The 19,404-nt window shown below is 69.9% G+C and carries 15 protein-coding genes; 3 read left to right on the top strand and 12 right to left on the bottom strand.

Annotation, left to right across the window (positions count from 1 at the left end):
- Window position 1 precedes the first annotated feature (1 nt).
- From Q9G87_RS05920 to pepN, 8 genes are all read right to left on the bottom strand, one after another.
- The gene (locus Q9G87_RS05920) at window positions 2–3,283 is read right to left on the bottom strand and encodes a TIM-barrel domain-containing protein (RefSeq protein WP_305915170.1); all 3,282 of its coding nucleotides are present in this window, start codon (window positions 3,281–3,283) and stop codon (window positions 2–4) included.
- 12 nt (window positions 3,284–3,295) lie between these two features.
- Window positions 3,296–5,767: a glycoside hydrolase family 31 protein gene (locus tag Q9G87_RS05915; RefSeq protein WP_305915169.1), complete on the bottom strand. Its 2,472-nt coding sequence runs from the start codon at window positions 5,765–5,767 to the stop codon at window positions 3,296–3,298.
- Window positions 5,764–6,846 carry a glycoside hydrolase family 15 protein gene (locus Q9G87_RS05910; protein ID WP_305915168.1) on the bottom strand — a complete coding sequence of 361 codons (1,083 nt, stop codon included), beginning with the start codon at window positions 6,844–6,846 and terminating at the stop codon, window positions 5,764–5,766. Before Q9G87_RS05910 ends, Q9G87_RS05915 begins: the two co-directional genes overlap by 4 nt.
- A gap of 133 nt (window positions 6,847–6,979) precedes the next feature.
- Window positions 6,980–8,239: an ABC transporter substrate-binding protein gene (locus Q9G87_RS05905; protein ID WP_305915167.1), complete on the bottom strand. Its 1,260-nt coding sequence runs from the start codon at window positions 8,237–8,239 to the stop codon at window positions 6,980–6,982.
- Between the two features lie 12 nt (window positions 8,240–8,251).
- Window positions 8,252–9,058, bottom strand: coding sequence for a carbohydrate ABC transporter permease (locus Q9G87_RS05900; RefSeq protein ID WP_305915166.1), 807 nt, complete (start codon window positions 9,056–9,058; stop codon window positions 8,252–8,254).
- The gene (locus Q9G87_RS05895) at window positions 9,051–9,980 is read right to left on the bottom strand and encodes a carbohydrate ABC transporter permease (protein WP_305915165.1); all 930 of its coding nucleotides are present in this window, start codon (window positions 9,978–9,980) and stop codon (window positions 9,051–9,053) included. The genes Q9G87_RS05900 and Q9G87_RS05895 overlap by 8 nt, the downstream gene beginning before the upstream one ends.
- Before the next feature lie 37 nt (window positions 9,981–10,017).
- Window positions 10,018–11,262 carry an ROK family transcriptional regulator gene (locus Q9G87_RS05890; protein WP_305915164.1) on the bottom strand — a complete coding sequence of 415 codons (1,245 nt, stop codon included), beginning with the start codon at window positions 11,260–11,262 and terminating at the stop codon, window positions 10,018–10,020.
- 135 nt (window positions 11,263–11,397) lie between these two features.
- On the bottom strand, window positions 11,398–13,962 hold the full coding sequence (gene pepN / locus Q9G87_RS05885; protein WP_305915163.1) for an aminopeptidase N: 2,565 nt from the start codon (window positions 13,960–13,962) through the stop codon (window positions 11,398–11,400).
- A gap of 90 nt (window positions 13,963–14,052) precedes the next feature.
- Between pepN and Q9G87_RS05880 the strand changes: the two genes are divergently transcribed.
- Both Q9G87_RS05880 and Q9G87_RS05875 read left to right on the top strand, forming a co-directional pair.
- Window positions 14,053–14,673 carry a DsbA family protein gene (locus Q9G87_RS05880; RefSeq protein ID WP_305915162.1) on the top strand — a complete coding sequence of 207 codons (621 nt, stop codon included), beginning with the start codon at window positions 14,053–14,055 and terminating at the stop codon, window positions 14,671–14,673.
- 129 nt (window positions 14,674–14,802) lie between these two features.
- Window positions 14,803–16,206, top strand: a complete 1,404-nt coding sequence (locus Q9G87_RS05875) for an aldehyde dehydrogenase family protein (RefSeq protein ID WP_305915161.1) — start codon at window positions 14,803–14,805, stop codon at window positions 16,204–16,206.
- Here Q9G87_RS05875 and Q9G87_RS05870 read toward each other — a convergent pair.
- Together Q9G87_RS05870 and def are read right to left on the bottom strand one after the other, a co-directional pair.
- Entirely contained in the window at window positions 16,203–16,934 is a 732-nt protein-coding gene (locus Q9G87_RS05870; protein ID WP_305915160.1) for an SDR family oxidoreductase, read from the bottom strand. The genes Q9G87_RS05875 and Q9G87_RS05870 overlap by 4 nt on opposite strands.
- A 10-nt stretch (window positions 16,935–16,944) precedes the next feature.
- Complete coding sequence (gene def, locus Q9G87_RS05865) at window positions 16,945–17,430, bottom strand: peptide deformylase (protein WP_305915159.1); 486 nt, start codon at window positions 17,428–17,430, stop codon at window positions 16,945–16,947.
- 90 nt (window positions 17,431–17,520) lie between these two features.
- Here def and Q9G87_RS05860 point away from each other — a divergent pair, with 90 nt between their 5' ends.
- Window positions 17,521–17,988 carry a ribose-5-phosphate isomerase gene (locus Q9G87_RS05860; protein ID WP_305915158.1) on the top strand — a complete coding sequence of 156 codons (468 nt, stop codon included), beginning with the start codon at window positions 17,521–17,523 and terminating at the stop codon, window positions 17,986–17,988.
- A 10-nt stretch (window positions 17,989–17,998) separates the two neighbouring features.
- Here Q9G87_RS05860 and Q9G87_RS05855 read toward each other — a convergent pair whose 3' ends face one another.
- Together Q9G87_RS05855 and Q9G87_RS05850 are read right to left on the bottom strand one after the other, a co-directional pair.
- Window positions 17,999–18,148 (bottom strand): hypothetical protein, encoded by a 150-nt coding sequence (locus Q9G87_RS05855; protein ID WP_305915157.1) that lies wholly within the window; start codon window positions 18,146–18,148, stop codon window positions 17,999–18,001.
- 14 nt (window positions 18,149–18,162) lie between these two features.
- A complete protein-coding gene (locus Q9G87_RS05850) occupies window positions 18,163–19,389 on the bottom strand; it encodes a GNAT family N-acetyltransferase (RefSeq protein WP_305915156.1) in 1,227 nt (408 codons plus the stop codon).
- Between the last annotated feature and the right edge of the window lie 15 nt (window positions 19,390–19,404).

Raw genomic sequence — 19,404 nt, 5'->3', positions numbered from 1 at the left:
ATCATCGGGCCACCACCAGGTTGTCGAGGTTGATCCCGCCGGTGTTCGCCGTGTCATAGGCGATCTTGACGGTATGGGCGCCCGCGGTCAGGGACGTGGTGAGCGTGGCGGTGCCCCACGTGTCCCAGTTCGCCAGCGCGGGCAGTGACAGCGTGCCGGCGGACACGCCGTCCACGTAGACGGTCCTGGTGGCGTTCACGGTGGTCGAGTAGCGGAACGTGAGCTGGTGGCTGCCTGCCGCGTCGGCCCTGACCTGGAACGTCACTGCGTCGCCGGAGGTGGCGAAGCCGTCGGCGAAGCCGGTTCCCGTGTAGCCGGCGTGGTCGGTGTTCGTCGAGGTGCCGCTGCCTGTCGCGAACTCGGCCTCGTAGGCGCTCTTGTTCACGCCGTTGAGCGTGATCGTCCGGGTGGCGGCGGCGCTCGCCAGCTTGACGTGGGTGAGCTGCTGGACCGGGTCCCACCACCAGCCCTCGGCGGCGGCCTTGAGGTCGGCCAGCGAGGCGCGGGCGCCGAGCTCCGTCGCGCCCGTGACGGAGGCGGGCTTGGTGCTCGCCACCTGCAGGGTGCTGGTCGTGGTCAGCGGCGGCACGGTGACGGTCACCGCGTGCCCGGCCCAGTTCTCCGCCGAGGTGAGGGTGCGGGTGGCGTTCGCGCTGTCCTCGAAATATGCGTACGAGGTGGTGCCCGACGGATATATCCGGAAGGTCAGGTTGGTGTAGGTGTCCACGCTGTTGCCGATCTCGCCGCCGAGCTGGTAGTCGGCGTCGAGGTTGAGCGGGATGATCGCGCCCGGCTTGGCGTAGACCGGGATCGTGTCCAGGCCGGCCTGGTAGGTCTTGGTGCCGGGGCCGGTGAAGCGGCCGCCGTTCCACAGGTCGTACCACTCGCCGGCGGGCACGTACACGTTCTTCGAGGTCGCGCCCTGAGCGGTGATCGGCGCGACGAGCAGCTGCGAGCCGAACATGTACTGCTGGTCCAGGGCTGCGGCCGTCGCGTCGCCGGGGAAGGCGAAGCTCATCGCGCGCATCATCGGCACGCCCGTGGTCGCGCTCGCCTTGGCCTCGGTGTAGAGGTAGGGGATCAGGTTCATCCGCACGTTGGCGAACCTGCGGAAGGCCGGCACCACGCTCGCGTCGCCGGTGCGGGCCTGCACGTTCCACGGCGTGCGGGCCTCCGACGTCCCCGGATCGGCCTTCTCCGAGTGATACTGCATGATCGGGGAGAACGTCGCCTGTGCCGCCGAGCGCAGGTAGAGCTCCGCGCTCGGGAAGGTCCCGGTGAAGCCCGCCAGGTCCCAGGCCGTGTACGGCACCCCCGACTGGCCCGCGCTGAGCTGCGCCCTGACCGCCTCCTGGAAGGCGGAGAAGCTGGAGTTCTGGTCGCCGGCCCAGAAGATCGACCTGGTCTGGGCGCCTGCCGTGCCAGCCCGGCTGAAGACCGCGCCATCCGGCCGCTTGCCCTTGACGTAGGTGTTGTATGCGCCGGTGTAGCTGTTGGGGTAGGCGTTGTGCATCTCGTCGCCCTTGCGGCCGTCGGCGAACTGCACGCCCCTGCCGAAGACGGCCTCGCTGCCGTCGGTTTTGAAGCCGTCGATGCCGATCTCGTCGATCAGGTAATCGCGTTTGCTCATCCACCAGGCGGTCGCGGCCGTGCTGGTGAAGTCGGGGACCATGCTGTCGCCGAACCACTGGCCGGTCGGGATGCGATAGGGGCCGTTAGCGGGATTTTTCGCGACGTAGCCCTGCGATTCCGCGTATGCCTTGTCGTTGAGGTGCTGCTGCGGAGCGGTCGGCGGATTGGTGTCGAAGTTCTCCTTGAACACCGGGATCTGCCAGAGGATCATCTTGATCCCCTTGCTGTGGGCGTTGTCCACCATCGCCTTCGGGTCCTGCCACGCCGTGCCGGCAGGGAAGATCAGGTCGCCGTAGGAGAGCTTGCCGCTGCCCGGCTTGGGGGTGTACGTCGCGCCGTGCCACACGTAGAAGGTGGCCTCGTCACTCCACTGCTCCAGCACCATCGCCGTGTGCGGGATCTTGTACGCCGCCACGTTGGCCAGCGCGGCGTTCACCTCGGCCTGGGTGTTCCACTCGTTGGCCGACATCCACACGCCGAAGGCCCACTTCGGCGGCAGCAGCGGACGGCCCGAGGTCGCCGTGTAGTCGTCCAGGATCTCGGCCGGCGTGCCCGCGTAGAAGTGGTAGTCCAGCGTCGAGTCGAGGCCGCCGCCGGTGTCCACCGTGAATCCGGCCAGGTCGGGCAGATGCGTGCTGAGGTTGAAGATCGCGTACCGGCTGGTCGGGAGGTAGACGCCGTAGCCGGCCGAGTTGAGGAAGAACGGCACACTCAGGTAGGTGCGCCGGGTGGCGCCCTGGTCCCTGTACTGGTTGTAGACATAATTGTGCACATCGGTGCCGCGCTGGTCGAGCCGGTCGTAACGCTCGCCGAAGCCCTCGAAGCGCTCGCCGGCCGGGGACATGAAGTGGTCCTCGATCTTGGTGATCGTGGTGGCGCCGTCGCTGGCCCAGCCGATGTTCCTGAACGTCGCGGGATCGTACTGGCGGGTGATCAGCGTCGTGCCGTCGCCCTTGTAGACCGACAGCCGGTACGGCGACTTCTGGATCTTCAGGACGAGCGAGCTGGTGGAGATCATGAGCGTGCTCGCCGAGTCGGTCACCGTATAACCGGATACTCCGGAAATGTTCAGCCCCTGCCCGCTGGGGGCGATCTGGGTCCTGAACCGGTCGAGCGCCGGGAACGCGAAGCGGATCTTCGGCGTGAAGCTCCCCGCGCTGTCCCCGGTCGTGACGTCCACCGACGTGCCGTTGTTGGTGAAGCCGGTCACGTTCGTCACCGTGCTCCAGGAGGTGACCGTGAACGTGAACGGGCCGACGCTCTTCTGCCCGCCCCCGTTCACGTCCGCGTTGACCGTGTAGGAGATCTTGTCGCCCCGGGCGAACGTGCCTAAGTTGATCTTCCAGTAGCTGTTGCCGCCGCTGTTGTAGTCCCAGGCCGCGCCGATCGGGGTCTGGTTCGCCCCGTTCTTGGTCCACGTGACCCAGACCGTCTGGCCCGGCTCGATCGGCCAGGTCGTGGCCTTGATCTGGACGGCCTCGCCGGCCATCGGGTCACGCGGCACCCGTTCCGTCGGCTCGGCCGAGTAGAGATCGTCGATTCCGGTCGGACTGTGGTGCACCCCCGCGAGCGCGAGGGCGGCGGGGACGGAGACGAAGGACGCTGACAAGGCGATCACCACCACGATGACGGCCGACCGTAACCGGCTCACGGATACTCCTTCTCAGGCAGCGAACACGGGGGAGAGGCGGGACCAGTGCTCGGCGGCACAGAGGACGGGCGGGCGGTCGAGCGGTGCGGGCAGGCGTACCTCCCTGCCTCCAGAGAGGGCACGTCCTGTCCAGACGTCGATCCACTCGCCTTCTGGTAGATAGACGGAAATTTCCGAAACGTCAGGCTCGGTGACGGGCGCGACGAGCAACGTGTCCCCGAGCTTGTACTGCAGCGGATAGCGCCACACGTCCGGGTCGTGCGGGTGGTCGAAGAACAGCCCGCGCATCAGCGGCGCCCCGCCGCCCACGGCCTGCCGCGCCTGCTCCGCCAGGTACGGCACCAGCCGCTCGCGCACCTCCACGAGCCGCCTGAACACCGGGATCACCCGCTCGTCCCCGGTCCGGTCGGCCACGTTCCACGGCGTGCGGTCCCTGATAGGCGTGCGGTGATGGTTGAACTCCGAGTGGTACTGCATGATCGGCATGAACGCCGCCGCCCCGGCCGCCCGCAGGTACAACTCGGCGTCCGGCACCTCGCCGGAGAACCCGGCCAGGTCCCATCCCCAGTACACGATCCCGCAGGCCGAAGCCGTGATCCCGGCCCTGACGGAGGACCGGAACGCCTCCCACGTGGAGTCCTCGTCCCCGGCCCAGAAGGCCCCGTGCGGCTGCGACCCGGCGAACCCGGCCCTGCTGAACGTCACCGGCGCCTTCCCGCACGCCCGCAGCAGATCGCCGAAGGCGCGGGCGTAGTGGACGGGGAAGAGGTTGTTGCCTTCCGCGCCGTCCCGCCCGTCGGCATACCGCAGGTCGTGCCCCCAGGCGTGCTCACCGCCGTCGGTCTTGAACCCGTCGATCCCGACCTCCTCGACCAGATAGCGGCGCTTGGCCGTCCACCAGTCGCGGACCTCCTGCGACGACAGGTCGGGCATGAGCGCGAGCGGGAACCACCACCCTCGGTTCCGGTACGGCCGGCCGTCCGCCTCCCGCACCCCGTACCCGTGCTCGACGAGCTGCCGGGCGTCGACGGCGGCCTGATGCCGGGGATGCGGGCGCATCTTCTGCAGCGGGATCTGCCAGAGCAGCACCTTGATGTCGCGCTCGTGCAGTTCGTCCACCATGCCCTTGGGGTCGGGCCATGGGCCGTCGGCCGGGAAGGTGTAGTCGGCCAGGCGATGTGGCTCCTCCGACGCCTCGTACGCGGCCCCGCGGAAGGCCGTGAACGTCGTCTCGTCGCTCCACGCCTCGATGACCAGCGCGCCGACGGGGATCCCGTGCTCGCGGTGCCGGTCCATCTCGGCCATCACGCGTTCCTGCGTGTTCCACTCATTGCCGCTGGCCCAGAGCCGGAACACCCACGACGGCAACTCGGCCGGCCGCCCGACGTCGTCCAGGAACCCGCGGAGCACGTCCGCAGGCTCGAGCCCGTCGTGGAAGCGCACGCCGAGCGTGCCGTCGCGCCCCACCTCTGCCTCCACCAGCAGCCGATCGCCGACGTCGTACCAGGTGCGCCGCGATGTCGCCACGTGCAGCCCCCAGCTCACCTCCCCGCCCACGACCAGCGCGAACGGCATCGGCAGGTAGGTGCGCCCGTGCCGCCCCTGCGCCTTGTACTGCTCGAAGACGACCGCGTCGAGCCGAGCTCCGTCGCGCCCGCGCTGATCCACGGCGTCGAACCGCTCGCCGAACCCGACCACGTGCTCCTCGGGCGCGAGCGCCACCTCGAACCGCACCCGCAGCACGCCGTCGGCGTCGGCCAGCCACCGCACGCTCCCGGGCACGATCCGGTCGGCGCCCCTGACGTCCAACTTCCCGCCGTCGTCCGACCAGCTCGCCGCCGATACCTCGAACCACCGGCTGGTACGGCTCCCGCCGCCGGCCAGGGTGGACCGGAAGCGGTAGGAATAGCGGCGCCCTGCCTCTAGGACCGGCGTCCGCACGGCCCACGATCCGGCGGCGGCGCGAGCGGCCCTGGCCTGCGCGGCGGCAAGATGCCCGCCATCGACCGCTCCGTCGGCCCCGCCGGCCCCGCCGACCGCGCCAGCACCCAGAGCACCGCCAGCACCGCCAGCACCGCCACCTTCAGCACCGAGGCCGTCAGCAGCGAGGCCGTCAGCACCGATAGCTCTATGAGCGCCGCCAGCCATGCTCGGCGCGCTAGCACCGCCAGCCGTGTCCGGCGCGCCAGCACCGACAGCCATGTCGGGCGCGCCAGCCCCAGCCGTGCCCGGCGCGCTGGCGCCCGGCTCCGCCTGCGTACCCGCGTCCTGGCCGGCCTGCGGCTCGGCGTTTCGAGGGTGCAGCGACAACTCCAGTGGCGCGCCCCCGTCCACGACCCACTCGCAGACGACCGCCTCAACACCCGCCGAGGCCCGCACCCGCAACTCCACCGCCTCGCCGTCGAGCGGCCGGGCGGGCACCCGCTGGTCCTCGGTCGTCGCGTACGGATGCCCCGACCCGAACGGCCGATGCCTCATGCTCATGCCCGCACCCCCAGCTCGTCCGCGAGGATCAGGTACATCCCGTGCGACCACAGCAGCGGCGTCGCCACCGGCCCCCACCGGTCGAGCCACTCCTGCAGCCGCCCAGGCGCCAGCAGCAGGTCCGACACCTGCTCGGGCAGATCCCCCTCCTGTGTCGCCTGAGCCGCCATCCAGTCCAGATAGCGGCGGGCCTCGGCAGGCCGCCCCGCCGCCGCGTGGTTCCAGCCGAGGAACCCGGCAAGCAGCACCCACCGGCCCCCGCCGTAGAAGGTGTCGGCGAGGTAGCGGTACACGCCGCCGTCCCTCGCCAGCTGCCGCTCGACCTCGGCAACCGTCGCCGCCCCGACCGGATGCCCGGCCGGATACAGCCCGAACGGCTCCACGCACGCCAGCAGGCTGCCGTCCACGGCGTCGCTCCCGAGCCACTTACGCAGCCGCCCGCCGGTGACACCCTCCCGCTCGACCAGCTCGGCGACGCCCTCGACCGCCTCCAGCGCGGCCGCCTCCTCCGCCGAGCTCAGCACGCCGAGCGCGACGGCGGCCCGCAGGCCCCCATGGATCGAGCCCAGCGTGGCCACGTGCCGCTGCTCCACGTGCTCCTCCCACCAGTCGTAGCAGGGCAGATGCCAGAACGCCGTTAGATACCTAGCCGCCGCCCTGACCCCCTTCTCGACCCCGGGCACCGCCCTGCCGTGCCGTACGGCGTGCTCGCGCAGCGCCCAGAGCCAGGTGCCGTACCCGTCGAGCTGGAAGTCCCACCAGTCGTCCGCGCCGTCCATCCCGTCGAGCGTGAAGCGGGTCGGCAACATCTCCGAGACGAGCACGCTCTCACCGCGCGCGGCCCGGGAGACCAGCGAGTCCACCTGGCCCGCCCGGTCGCCGACCACGCGGGCGCACCAGGCGTGGAAGGCGTCCGCCCCGGCCACGTCACCGTGCCTGCTCACCCCCTCGGCGATGAACGCCCCGTCCCGCAGCCAGGAGTAGCCGCGGTAGGCGGAGAAGGTGGGCGAGGCCGGATAGGCCCCGGTGGGCGACTGCAATCTCGTGATCACGTCGAGGCTGTGCGCGACGAGGGACAACAGGTTCTCTCCTTACCAAAGCGCGTAGCGCGGACCCAGATCCTTCGCCATCTTGAACAGCTCGCGGCGTCTGCGCTGGGGGCTCCCGTCGATGGCGGGACGGGAATCCTCGTCCTTCACGGTGAGGTGGAGGTCAAGAGAGCAGGGCGTCGACGTCGGCGGCCGCGGCCTTGAGCGCGTCCTCCACGGACGTGCGGCCGGCGGCGGCCTCGGTCAGCTGCTTGGTCACCGCGTCCTGCATCTCCTGCTGACGCTTGATGACCGGCGGCAGCGCGATCGACTTGAGGGAGTCGAACACGGCCTGCCGGTTGGCCGGCTTCGGGTCCTTGAGGTAACCGGAGAGCACCTGCTGGTCGGCGACCGGCGGCAGCTCCCAGGACGACTGGATGCGGGTGGTGGCGGCGACGTTCGACGACGACAGGAAGCGGGCCCACGCGTAGGCGTCCTTGCCGGCCTTGGTGCCGGACGAGACCGCGACGGCGTTGTGGAAGACCGCGCTGGCCTTGCCGGCGTCACCGGGCTCGACGACCACGTCCCACTCGAACGGCACGTCCTTCAGGCCCGCGAACTGCCAGATGCCGTTGTGCCACATGGCGAGCTTGCCGGACTTGAACAGGTTCGTGTCGTAGTCGGCGGTGCCGCCGATCTCGGCCTCGGTCGGCATCGACTTGCCGACCTTGCCGATCAGCCACGTGGCGGCCTTGACGCCCTCGGGGCTGTTGAAGGCGGACTTCTTGCCGTCGGCCGACAGGAACTCGCCGCCCGCCTGCTTGAGCGTCTTGTAGAACTCGAAGAACTGCACCGGCTGGAAGTCGCCGTACACGCCCTTCTTCCTGTCGGTCAGCTTGGCCGCGGCGGCCTGCTCGTCGGCCCACGTCCAGTCCGCCGTGGGCTCGGCCACCCCGGCCTTCTTGAAGAGGTCCTTGTTGTAGAAGAGCACGACCGTGGAGAAGGAGGCGGGCAGCGCGTATTGCTTGCCGTCCCGCTTGAACGCGTTGAGCGACTCCTGCGCGTAGACCAAGGTGTCGCCGTCTCCGCCCACCGTGCCCAGGTCGAGCAGGGAGCCCGCGCTGGCGTAGGTGACGAAGTTCTCGTAGTTGAGCTCGAACGCGTCCGGCGCGGTGCCGCCGGCGATGCTGGTCTGGAGCTTGGTGAAGTACTCCTCGAAGGGCGCGGTCTCGACGACCACGTCCACCTTCGGGTTCTCCTTCTCGAAGGCCTTCTCGATCGTGTCGAGGTCCTTGAGATGGTCGGGGGCCGCGGAGAAGGTGAAGTAGCGCACGGTGGTCTTGCCGTCGGCGCCGGAGGGCGCCCTGGTGGCCGACCCTTGGGAGCAGGCGGAGGCGAGCAATGCGAGGGCTGCCACGGTGGCGATGGTGACTTTTCTGGTCATGGGGGGATTCCTTTACTTGAGCCCGCTCTGCGCGACGCTGGCGATGACGTGCTTCTGCGCGAAGACATAGAGGATGAGGATCGGTACGACGCTGATCACCGACCCCGCCATGACCACGTCCCACTGCGTGGTGAACTGGCCGTGCAACGTGGCCAGGCCCAGCGGGAGCGTCATGAACTCGGGCGACTTGATGATGATCAGCGGCCAGAGATAGCTGTTCCAGCTGGCCATGAAGCCGAAGATGGCGAACGTGGCCAGCGCCGGCCGGATCAGCGGCAGCACCACGTACAGGAAGATCCGGAAATGGCCGGCGCCGTCCAACACCGCCGCCTCGTCGAACTCCCGCGGCACCTGGTTGATCGCCTGCCGCAGCAGGAACACCCCGAACGCCGAGGCGATCGTCGGCGCGAGCAACGCGAAGTACGTGTCGACGAGACCGAACGTGCGCATCTCGATGAACAGCGGCACGACCAGCACCGGCAGCGGCATCATCAACGTCGCCAGGTATACCGCGAACAACGCGCCCCGGCCGGGGAACGGCAGCCGGGCGAACGCGTAGGCGGCCATCGCGCTGGTGATGAGCTGCAGCAGGGTCGAGGCCGCGCCGATCCAGGCGCTGTTGGCCACGATCCGCCAGAACGGCAGCGTCTCGAGCAGCTTGCCGTACGCGTCCAGGCTCGCGCCCTCGGGCGTGAAGTCAGGCGGTACGGCCAGCACGGCGTCGCCCGGCGTGATGGAGGTGATCACCGCCCACGCGAACGGGAACAACATCACCAGCGCGCCCAGCCCGACCAGCAGGTAGCGGAGGATCCTACCCATACGTCACCCACCGCTTCTGCACCCGGACCTGCACGATCGTCACGATCAGCACCACCGCGAACAGCAACCAGGACAGCGCCGAGGCCGCGCCGGCCCGGCCGTACCTGAAGGTGAGGTCGTAGATCTGCGACACGACCACCTGCGTCGCCCCGCCGGGCCCGCCCCCCGTCATGATCTTGACCTGGTCGAAGACCTGGAAGCCGTTGATCAGCGAGATCACGACCACGAAGAACGTCGAGGGGGACAACAACGGGAGCGTGATGTGCCGGAACCTGCGCCACGCCGTGGCGCCGTCGACCATGGCGGCCTCCTGGTACTCGCGGGGGATCGCCTGCAGCCCGGCCAGCAGGATGATCATCACGAAGCCCAGGTCCTTCCAGGCCGAGGCGAGGATGATCGACGGCATCGCCCAGTCAGGGTCGGTCCACCAGCCGGGGCCGCTGACCCCGAACAGGCCGAGGGCCCAGTTGACGATGCCGCTGGCCGGGTTGAGCAGCCACTTCCACATCAGCGCCACGACGACCCAGCTGGTGATCACCGGCAGGAAGTACACCCCGCGCAGGAGGCTCCGCCCGGCCATCGCCCGGTTGAGCAGCACCGCCAGGCCCAGGCCGCCCACATAGACGAGCGGCAGATAGCCGGCGATGAAGTACAGCGTGTGCAGGAAGGCCGCCCGGGTCTCCGGATCGCCGATCAGCTCGATGTAGTTGCCCAGGCCGACCCAGCGCATCTCGGTGATGAGGTCCCATTCGTGCAGGCTCGTCCAGAGCGAGCCGAGCATGGGGATGATCGTGTAGAGCGTCAGGGGGACGAGGCTCGGCAGCAGGAACACCGCGACTGTCCCGGCGTACCGCCAGCCCTTGCGCGGTTTGGCCCGCTCGTGCGTGGCCCGCGCTTTCGGCGGGGCCGCGGTGAGGGTCATGAGGTCGTCTCCTCGCTCGTGCGGGCGGATGGGGCGCTCATGGGGTGGCTCCGATCAGCCGGGCACGCACCAGGCGGCCCTGCTCTCCCGCCGCGCCCGCCGCGTCGAACGGGGTCGCCAGCACCAGCGCCGCCGCCCCCTGCGCCCAGCTCGTGTCGTCCCAGCTCTCCACCTCGACGGAGATGTCGCGCCGCCCCGGGTAGAGCTGCGCCCTGAGGGCCTGCTCGAAGCCGTCCCGCCAGAGCGGCCAGTCCGCCGTGCCCTCGCCGAGCACGACCACGACCTCCGGATCCACGACGTTGATCAGCCCGGCGGTGGCCCGCCCCAGGATCGCGCCGGCCTCCTCGAACACGGCACGAGCCACCGGGTCGCCGCCCGCGGCGGCCCGCCCCAGCGCCGCCACCGCCCCGAGCGGATCATGCCCGCCGCGCCCGTCCCTCCCGTCGGGCGCGGCGGGTGCGTCCGCGCGATCGCCGGATTTGGCGCGGGCCGCCGCGAGCAGGCCCGCCGATCCCACGAACGCCTCCAGGCAGCCGCGGGCGCCGCAGCCGCACACCGGTCCCTCCGGGTCCACCGGCAGGTGGCCGAACTCGCCCGCGCCGCCCCGCGCCCCCCGGTACACCCTGCCGTCGGTGACGATCGCCGCGCCCACGCCGCGGCCGATCGTCACCACGAGGAAGTCCCGGTGCGTACGCCCCCGCCCATACAGCCGCTCGGCCACCGCCAGCGCGTTCACGTCGTTCTCCACCAGCACCGGGAGCCGCAGCCGCCGCCGCAGGCGCTCGCCGACCGGCATCGCCTGCCACCCCAGCGTCGGCGCGTTCACCGTGCCGGCCGCCTGGTCCTCCACGCTGCCCGGCACCCCGACGCCGACCCCCAGGAGCGGTGGACCGTCGCCCGGCACCGCCGACTCCACGGCCGCCGCCAGCTCGTCCAGCGCATCGGGCCCGGACGGGTCGAACGGCCGCTCCCACGACCCCAGCACCTCGCCGTCCAGGCGAACGTCCACCAGCACCAGATGATCGGCCGTCACCTTGACGCCCAGCGCCCGCCCGGCCCCGCCCACCAGCCCGAGCCGCACGGCGGGCCGCCCGCCACGCGACGGCTTGAGGTCGAGCTCCTCGAGCATCCCGTGCCCCATGAGCTCGCGGGTGAGCTGCGTGACGGTGGCGGGGCTGAGGTCCAGCTCGCGGGCTATCTCGGTCCGGCTCAGCGGCCCGCCGGTGCCCAGCAGGGCCAGGATCGCCGTCCTGGTGAGATCGCCGCGGTCAGTGGCTGCCATGAAGATTCGGGACTTTCTTTAGAAGTAAAGTTAGTACCGAAATATTGTCGTCCGGGCGCGCCCTGTCAAGAGCCGGAAACATCACGGAAACGCAAAAGGCCCCCGCCAGGCATGGCGGGGGCCTTCAGCTGAGGATCAGGCGGACGTGGCGTCCTTCTCGCGGTTGCGCAGCGCGCGGCGGACGCCGTCGGCGCCCTCCAGGATCATCCTGCGCAACGCCTGCGGCGGCTGCTCGTCGGCCAGGTAGTCCTCTGCGGCCTGCACGGTCGCCTGCTCGATGAGCAGCGAGGGGAAGCACCCCACCGCGAACGACGACGCCTGGTCGAACGTCCACTCCTTGTAGATCCGCCCGACCTCGGCGAAGTATTTCGCACGGAACGGCTCGAGCAACTCGGGGTGGTGCGGGTCCTGGAACCCGCCGATCGTGGTCCTGGCGATGGCGTTGGCCAGCTTGCCGCCCACGATCCGCTCCCACGCCGCGTTCTTGGCCTCGGCCGTCGGGATCGCGGCCCTGCACTGCGCGGCCGAGCGCTCACCCGTCGCCGTAGGGTCCCGCTCCAGCTCGGCCTCGATGTCGGGCTCGCCCCGCCGGCCGCCGGTCACCAGCGCGTGCAGCAGTGTCCAGCGCAGGTCGGCGTCCACGCTCAGCCCCTCGGGCACCTCCGTGCCGTCCAGGATGCTCTGCAGCAGGTCCAGGTCCTCCGCCGACGTGGCCACCGGCGCGAACGCCTGCAGGAACGCCAGCTGGCGGTCCGAGCCCGGCTCCGCCGTGCCGATCAGCGAGCGCAGCTCACCGGCCAGCAGCGCCAGGCCCTCCGGCCGCCACGCCGGGTCCGCGTACTGCTGGGCGGCCATGCGCGCCTGCCGCAGGATTGTCTGCAGCACGGTGATGTCCGTGACCGTGCCCGCGCCCGAGACCACCAGCTTGACGTAGTCGCGCGTGGACATCTCGCCGTCGCGGGTCATGTCCCAGGCCGCCGACCAGCACAACGCCCGCGGCAGCGACTCGGTGAACGTCACGATGCCGCCGTCCACCAGCGTCCGCAGCGAGTCGTCGTCGAGCCGGACCTTGGCGTAGGTCAGGTCGTCATCGTTGAGCAGCACCAGGTCGGGCTGCTCCTCGCCGACCAGCTGAGCCACGTTCGTCCGCGCGCCGACCACGTCGAGCTCGACCCGCCTGGTCCGCGTCAGCTTGCCGTCCACCAGGGAGTAAAGGCCGATCGCGATGCGGTGCGAGCGCAGCGTCGGGTAGTCGGCCGGCGCCTCCTGCAGCACCTCGAACCGGGTGAACCGGCCGCCGGACACCTCGAACGAGGGCCGCAGCGTGTTGACCCAGGAGGTCTCCAGCCACTCCTTCGACCAGGCGGGCAGGTCCCGCCCCGAGGTGCGCTCCAGGGCGTCGAGCAGGTCCTTCAGCTCGGTGTTGCCCCAGGCGTGCTCGGCGAAGTAGTCGCGCACGCCGGCCAGGAAGTTGTCCAGCCCCACGTACGCGACCAGCTGCTTGAGCACCGAGGCGCCCTTGGCGTACGTGATGCCGTCGAAGTTGACCTCGACCGCCTGCATGTCCGGGATGTCCGCGGCGATCGGATGTGTGGACGGCAGCTGGTCCTGGCGGTAGGCCCAGGCCTTCTCCACGTTCGCGAACGTCGTCCACGCGCCCTTGCCCCACCGGGTGGCCTCGGCCTGGGCGAGCACGGACATGTACGTGGCGAACGACTCGTTCAGCCACAGGTCGTCCCACCAGCGCATGGTGACGAGGTCGCCGAACCACATGTGCGCCATCTCGTGCAGGATCGTCTCGGCGCGCCGCTCGACCACCGCGTCGGTGACCCGGGAGCGGAAGACGTAGTCCTCCAGGAACGTCACGCAGCCCGCGTTCTCCATGGCGCCGGCGTTGAACTCGGGCACGAAGAGCTGGTCGTACTTGCCAAACGGGTAACGCACGCCGAACACCCGGTGGAAGAAGTCGAAGCCCTGCCGGGTGATCTCGAAGAGGTTGCCGGCGTCGAGGTGCTCGGCCAGCGAGGCCCGGCAGTAGAGGCCGAGCGGAATGCCGTCGTGCTCCGAGGTGACCTTGTGGTAGGGCCCGGCCACCAGCGCCGTGATGTAGGTGGACATGACCGGCGTGACCGCGAACTCCCACCGCTTGGCGGCGTGCACCGTCCCGTGCTTGCCGGCCTGCTCCGGCAGGTCCTCCACGTCGACGGCGGCGGCGTTCGAGATCACCTCCCAGTCGGCCGGGGCCAGCACGGTCAGCTGGAACGTGGCCTTGAGGTCGGGCTGGTCGAAGCACGCGTACATGCGGTGGGCGTCGGCCGTCTCGAACTGGCTGTGCAGGTAGACGCGCTGGTCGACGGGGTCGACGAAGCGGTGCAGGCCTTCGCCGGTGCGCATGTAGGCGCAGTCGGCGTCGATCCGCAGCTCGTTGGACTCGGCCAGTGAGGGGAGCGGGAAGCGGCCCTTCTCCGCGTCGTATGCGGTCACGTCGAGGTCCCGGCCGTTCAGCGTCACCTTGCGCACCTGCGCGCCGTGCAGGTCGATGAAGGTGGACGCGCCCGCGGTGGCGCTGCCGAAGCGGACCGTCGTGACGCTCTCGAAGCGCTCCTCCCCTTCCGTCAGGTCGAGTGCGACCTCGTACGACTCGACCTTCAGCAGCCGGGCGCGCTCGCGTGCCTCGTCCCGGGTCAGGTTGCCTGCCAAGTTGCGCTCCTTTTCACCACTTCGTCGGGGTTGTCCGTCATCCTGTCACGGTGGGAATAGGACCCGAACCCCTTCAGGTTATGGCCAGACATGGCTGAGAAGATTCCCGTGGACCTCTGGTTCGACCCCGCGTGTCCGTTCGCCTGGGTCACCTCGCGGTGGTTGCTCGAGGTCGAGCAGGTCCGCCCCATCGAGCCCCGCTTCCGATTCATGTCACTGCACTTCCTCAACGAGGACAAAGACGTTCCGGAGGACTACAAGGCCCGGGCTGCCAAGGCCATGGGATCGATCAGGGTGGTGGCCGCGGCCGCGGCCAAGCACGGCGAGGAGTACGTCGGGCAGCTCTACACCGAGCTCGGCACCCGCCTGCACAACCAGGGGATGAGCAAGCAGCCCGAACGCCTGCGCGAGGTCAACGAGGCCGCGCTCGACGCCGTCGGCCTCGACAAGAACCTCGCCGACGCGATGGAGTCCGAAGAGTGGGACGAGACCATCCGCGCCTCGCACGACGAAGGCATCACGCTCGTCGGGCAGGAGGTCGGCACGCCGATCATCCGCGTGGGGGCCAACGCCTTCTTCGGGCCGGTCATCACCAAGATCATCAGGGGCGAAAATGCCGGGAGGTTGTGGGACGGCGTGCTGGCGGTCACGGAGTTCGATGACTTCTTCGAGTTGAAGCGCACCCGTACCCGCAGACCGGTCTTTGATTGACCAATCCATTTTGTCAGCGCAATAGCCATACCCTGGCGGGGGAAAAGAAGCTGGTAGCGGTGTAGAAGACTTATCCCGCGCGGAGACCGGCCCTCGCGGCCGGTCCCCGGCACTGTCAGGATGGTGGCCATGCGTCAGCTGTATATCGGCGGCTCCTGGACCGCGTCGGCGTCCGACGAGCCCATCGAGGTCGTGAACCCGGCCACGGAAGAGATCATCGACCGCGTGCCCGCAGGCTCCCCCGACGATGTGGAATCGGCCGCGAACGCCGCGCGACGTGCCTTCCCCGTCTGGTCGCAGACGGCCGCCGCCGAGCGCGGCAAGCTCCTCGCCGACGCGGCCGAGCTGCTGAAACAGCGTTCCGACGAGATCGCCAAGACCATCGCGACGGACATGGGCTCGCCGCTGGGCTTCGCCCTCAAGGTCCAGACACTGATGCCCGCCGGTGTGCTGGCCTCCTATGCCGCGCTCGCCGAAGGCCACCCGCGGGAGTCCCGTGTCGGCAACTCGCTGGTCGTCAAGGAGCCGATCGGGGTGGTCGCGGCGATCACGCCGTGGAACTATCCGCTGCACCAGATCATCTGCAAGGTCGGTCCCGCGCTGGCCGCCGGGTGCACCGTCGTGCTCAAGCCGAGCGAGGTCGCGCCGCTGGCGGCGTACGCGCTGGCGGAGATCTTCGACGAGGTGGGCCTGCCCCCGGGCGTGTTCAACCTGCTCAGCGGGCGTGGCCCGGTCGTGGGCGAGGCCATGGCCGCCCATCCCGAGGTGGACATGGTCTCCTTCACCGGCTCTACGGCCGCAGGACGCCGGGTCGCCTCGCTGGCCGCCGAGTCGGTCAAGCGGGTCGCGCTCGAGCTCGGCGGCAAGTCCGCCAACGTCATCCTGCCCGACGCCGACCTGGAGACGGCCGTCAAGGTCGGCGTGGCCAACTGCTTCGTCAACGCGGGCCAGACCTGCTCGGCGTGGACCCGCATGCTCGTCCACCGTGACCAGTACGACACCGCCGTCCGCCTGTCCGTCGAGGCCGCGGGCAAATACACCGTCGGCGACCCGTTCGACGAGTCCACCAGGATCGGCCCGCTGGTCTCCCAGGTCCAGCGCGACCGGGTGATCCGCTACATCAACCGCGGCCAGGAGGAGGGCGCCCGGCTGGTGGCCGGGGGGACCGAGCGGCCGCACGAGCGCGGCTACTACGTCGAGCCCACCGTGTTCGCGAGCGTGGAGCCCGGCATGACGATCGAGCAGGAGGAGATCTTCGGCCCGGTGCTGTCGCTGATCCCCTACAGGAACGAGGACGAGGCCGTCAAGATCGCCAACGACACCAAATACGGCCTGGCCGGCGCGGTCTGGTCGGGCGCCGAGGACCACGCGGTCGCGGTCGCCCGCCGGCTGCGCACCGGCCAGGTCGCCATCAACGGCGGCAAGTTCAACCCGCTGGCCCCCTTCGGCGGCTACAAGCAGTCCGGCGTGGGGCGGGAGCTCGGCGAGCACGGCCTGGAGGAATACCTGGAGATCAAGTCGCTCCAGCTCTAGACGATCAACCCGCCGCTGGCGAGGAGATTGTGGCCGGTCACCCACCGCCCGTCGGGACCGGCCAGGAACGCGACCACCGCCGCGATGTCCTCGGGCCGCCCGAGCCGCTGCAGCGCCGTGAAGGCCTGGGTCTGCGCCAGCGCTTCCGGCGGATTGGCGTTCCGCAGCATGTCGGTGTCGGTGGCGCCGGACGAGACGACGTTGACGGTGATCCCGCGCCCGCCCAGCTCCCGCGCCGCCACCTTGGCGAACTGCTCGATCGCGCCCTTGCTGCCGCAGTAGAGCGCCAGCGCGGGCGCGGGCACCTGGGTGTTGAGCGTGGAGATGTTGACGATGCGCCCGCCGTCGCGCATCGTCCGCGCCGCCCACTGCATGGCCAGGAACACCGCGCGCGTGTTCACCGCGAACGCCCGCTCGTAGTCCTCGTCCGTGACCTCCGCCATGGGCTTCTGCCCGGCGGTGGTGGCGGCGTTGTTGATGAGGATGTCCAGCCCCGGCAGCCGCGCCTCCGCCTCGGCGAACAGCCGCTCCAGATCGTCCTTGCCGCCGAGATCCGCCCGTACGGCCTGCGCGCCGGTCTCCTTGGCGACCTGCCGCGCCGCTTCCTCCGAGTGCTCGTAACAGAAGACGACCTCGGCGCCGTCCTCCCGCAGCCGCTCCACGATCGCCTTGCCGATGCCCCGGGAGCCTCCTGTGACCAATGCGCCCTTTCCCGAAAGTACGCTCATGGCCCCAAACCTACGCGTTGAGGACGATCTTGCGTGCTTCGTTCTTCGGGAGGCGGTCGACGTACAGCTTGCCGTCGAGGTGCTCGGTCTCGTGCTGGAAACAGCGCGCCAGCGAGCCGCGGGCCTTGATCCGCACCGGCCGCTGCAGCCGGTCGAGCCCTTCGACGGTCACGCCCACGGCGCGCGCCACCGGGGCGTAGATCGGCAGGCGCGTCCGGCGGTCGGGCACCGACAGGCATCCCTCCTCGTCGACGATCTCCTCGGGGTCGTCGACCGTCAGCGTCGGGTTGATCACATGGCCCTTGCGCTTGTTGATGTCGTAGACGAACAGCCGCCGCGACACGCCGATCTGCGGGCCGGCCAGCCCCACGCCGTTGACCGCGTACATCGCCTGGAACATCTCCTCGATCAGGCGGCGCAGCTCGCGGTCGAAATCCGTGACCGGCTCGGCGGGCGTGCGCAGGACGGGATCGCCGATGACGCGGATCTCTCGCATGGGTTCCTGCCTTCGTAAGGACTGGACAACCGATCAGATCCTTACTCTAGCCCGCGAACCCCAGCGCCGGGGCTGTGGAAGACTGGTCGGGTGCGTGTCTACATCGGTGCCGACCATGCCGGCTATGAGCTCAAGAATCACCTGGTGTCCTGGCTGAAGGATCACGGGCACGAGGTGACCGACTGCGGTCCCTTCGTCTACGACGCCGAGGACGACTATCCCGCCTTCGTGCTGCGGGCCGCCGAGGGCGTCGCCGGCGACCCCGCCAGCCTCGGAGTCGTGATCGGCGGCTCGGGCAACGGCGAGCAGATCGCCGCCAACAAAGTGCGCGGCATTCGCGCGGCCCTGGCCTGGAGTGAGGAGACGGCCGGCCTGGCCCGCGAGCACAACAACGCCAATGTGATCAGCATCGGTGCGCGCATGCATCCCATCGAGGACGCCACCAGGTTCGTCGAGGTCTTCCTGACCACGACGTTCACCGGCAGCGAGCGGCACAGCAGGCGGATCGCCCAGCTGGCCACCTACGAGACGATCGGCCAGCTGCCCTCGCTGCCGTGACCATCCGATCTCATCGGCTCTTGCCCTTGGTCTCGCGCCTGGGCATCTCATCGCGCAGGGGCCGCCGATCGGCGGCCTCCTGCTGTTCCTTCGACGGTCTCGACACGTCACGCGCCCGCATGGCGATGGTCGCGGTGATCTGTAAGCTTTGCAGCGCCATTGTTCGACCCTACGTCAAAAGACCCGGCCGGCCCACGGTTTGGGACTCCAGGACATGGCCGTGGCCAGCGACCGCACCGCGCCCTGCCGGTGCTCGCGCAGCAGCCCCGCCTCCAACTGCTGGACGAGCTGCCCGTCGCCCATGTAGGCCGACCCGAGCGCGGCCACCGGCACGGTCAGGTCGGGCTCGTCGTCGACCGGCTTGCATGCGGCGCCCGTCGTGTCCGCGGTCAGCCGCCAGCGGCCCGCGTTCCACGGGCACACCTCGTCCTCCACCTCGATCACCAGGTCCACCGGCGCGGCATAGGCGCGGCCGGCCAGCGCTCGGTCCACCTCGACCACGCGTACCCATAGCTCGTCGCTCCAGCCGGCGCGCAGCTGCCGCTGGTCGGCCAGCAAGGAGATCAGCGGGTCGTCCACCGGCCTGACCGCCCGCACCGTCGTGATGAGGTCGCGATCCAGGACACTGCGCCACAGCAGGGCGTAGGCCGCCGGGTCCGCCGCCTCGAGCTCCTGCAGCTGCAGCTCCCCGGTAGGCAGGTCGTGGTCGTCCCAGGAGCCCTTGACCCTGAACACCGCGTAGCCGCGCACGCCCCGATCGTCCTCGGCCAGCACCGCGCGCAGCGGGCCCGACCCCCGCTGGTCGAACTCCTCATCCGCCAGCGTGCTGTCCCAGAAGGCCGCGTTGCGCTCGTAGCGCCCCGGCCGGGCGGTCACCACGGACGCGTACACCTTCTCGAGCTCGGCGCGCACGGCGGCGGGCTTGGCCACCCTGATCCGCAGCGATGGGTCGACCGGCGCGTTCTTGACGAACGCCGAGGCGCGCTTGCTGATGCGGAACGTCAGCATGCTGGCGGCCCTGCCGTACCCGAACCTGCTGTAGATCACCGACTCGGAGGCGTACAGTGCGGCGACCGGCTCACCGCGCTCGCGGATGTCGGCCAGTTGCCTGCGCATCATCGAGGACAGCACCCCGCGGCGGCGGTGCGAGGGCAGCACGCTGACGGAGGTCACGCCGCCGACGGGCAACTGCCCGCCGGGCACCGTCATGGTGAAGCTGAGAACCGCGGTGACCCCGACCATGAGATCACCATCGAAGACGGCGAGCGTGCGGTCGAACTCCGTCTCGGCCTTCCACCGCTCGGCCTGCTGCGGCTGCGGGGTCCAGTTGAACGCCTCTTCGAGAACCCGTGTGAACGCCGGCCACTCGGTCTCATCGATGGGACGGATCGGATACGTCATCAGTCCACCGTAGGA

It is taken from the genome of Nonomuraea turcica (assembly GCF_030718205.1).
GTDB lineage: Bacteria > Actinomycetota > Actinomycetes > Streptosporangiales > Streptosporangiaceae > Nonomuraea.
The sequence above is the reverse complement of the archived record's forward strand: the minus strand, read 5'-3'. Positions and strand labels throughout refer to the sequence as shown.

Coding starts and splice junctions, on each gene's coding strand:
- Q9G87_RS05900 (WP_305915166.1), bottom strand. CDS start 9,058: ATGGGTAGGATCCTCCGCTACCTGCTGGTCGGGCTGGGCGCGCTGGTG.
- def (WP_305915159.1), bottom strand. CDS start 17,430: ATGCGAGAGATCCGCGTCATCGGCGATCCCGTCCTGCGCACGCCCGCC.
- Q9G87_RS05880 (WP_305915162.1), top strand. CDS start 14,053: ATGGCTGAGAAGATTCCCGTGGACCTCTGGTTCGACCCCGCGTGTCCG.
- Q9G87_RS05895 (WP_305915165.1), bottom strand. CDS start 9,980: ATGACCCTCACCGCGGCCCCGCCGAAAGCGCGGGCCACGCACGAGCGG.
- Q9G87_RS05915 (WP_305915169.1), bottom strand. CDS start 5,767: ATGAGCATGAGGCATCGGCCGTTCGGGTCGGGGCATCCGTACGCGACG.
- Q9G87_RS05905 (WP_305915167.1), bottom strand. CDS start 8,239: ATGACCAGAAAAGTCACCATCGCCACCGTGGCAGCCCTCGCATTGCTC.
- Q9G87_RS05870 (WP_305915160.1), bottom strand. CDS start 16,934: ATGAGCGTACTTTCGGGAAAGGGCGCATTGGTCACAGGAGGCTCCCGG.
- Q9G87_RS05890 (WP_305915164.1), bottom strand. CDS start 11,262: ATGGCAGCCACTGACCGCGGCGATCTCACCAGGACGGCGATCCTGGCC.
- Q9G87_RS05855 (WP_305915157.1), bottom strand. CDS start 18,148: ATGGCGCTGCAAAGCTTACAGATCACCGCGACCATCGCCATGCGGGCG.
- Q9G87_RS05875 (WP_305915161.1), top strand. CDS start 14,803: ATGCGTCAGCTGTATATCGGCGGCTCCTGGACCGCGTCGGCGTCCGAC.
- Q9G87_RS05850 (WP_305915156.1), bottom strand. CDS start 19,389: ATGACGTATCCGATCCGTCCCATCGATGAGACCGAGTGGCCGGCGTTC.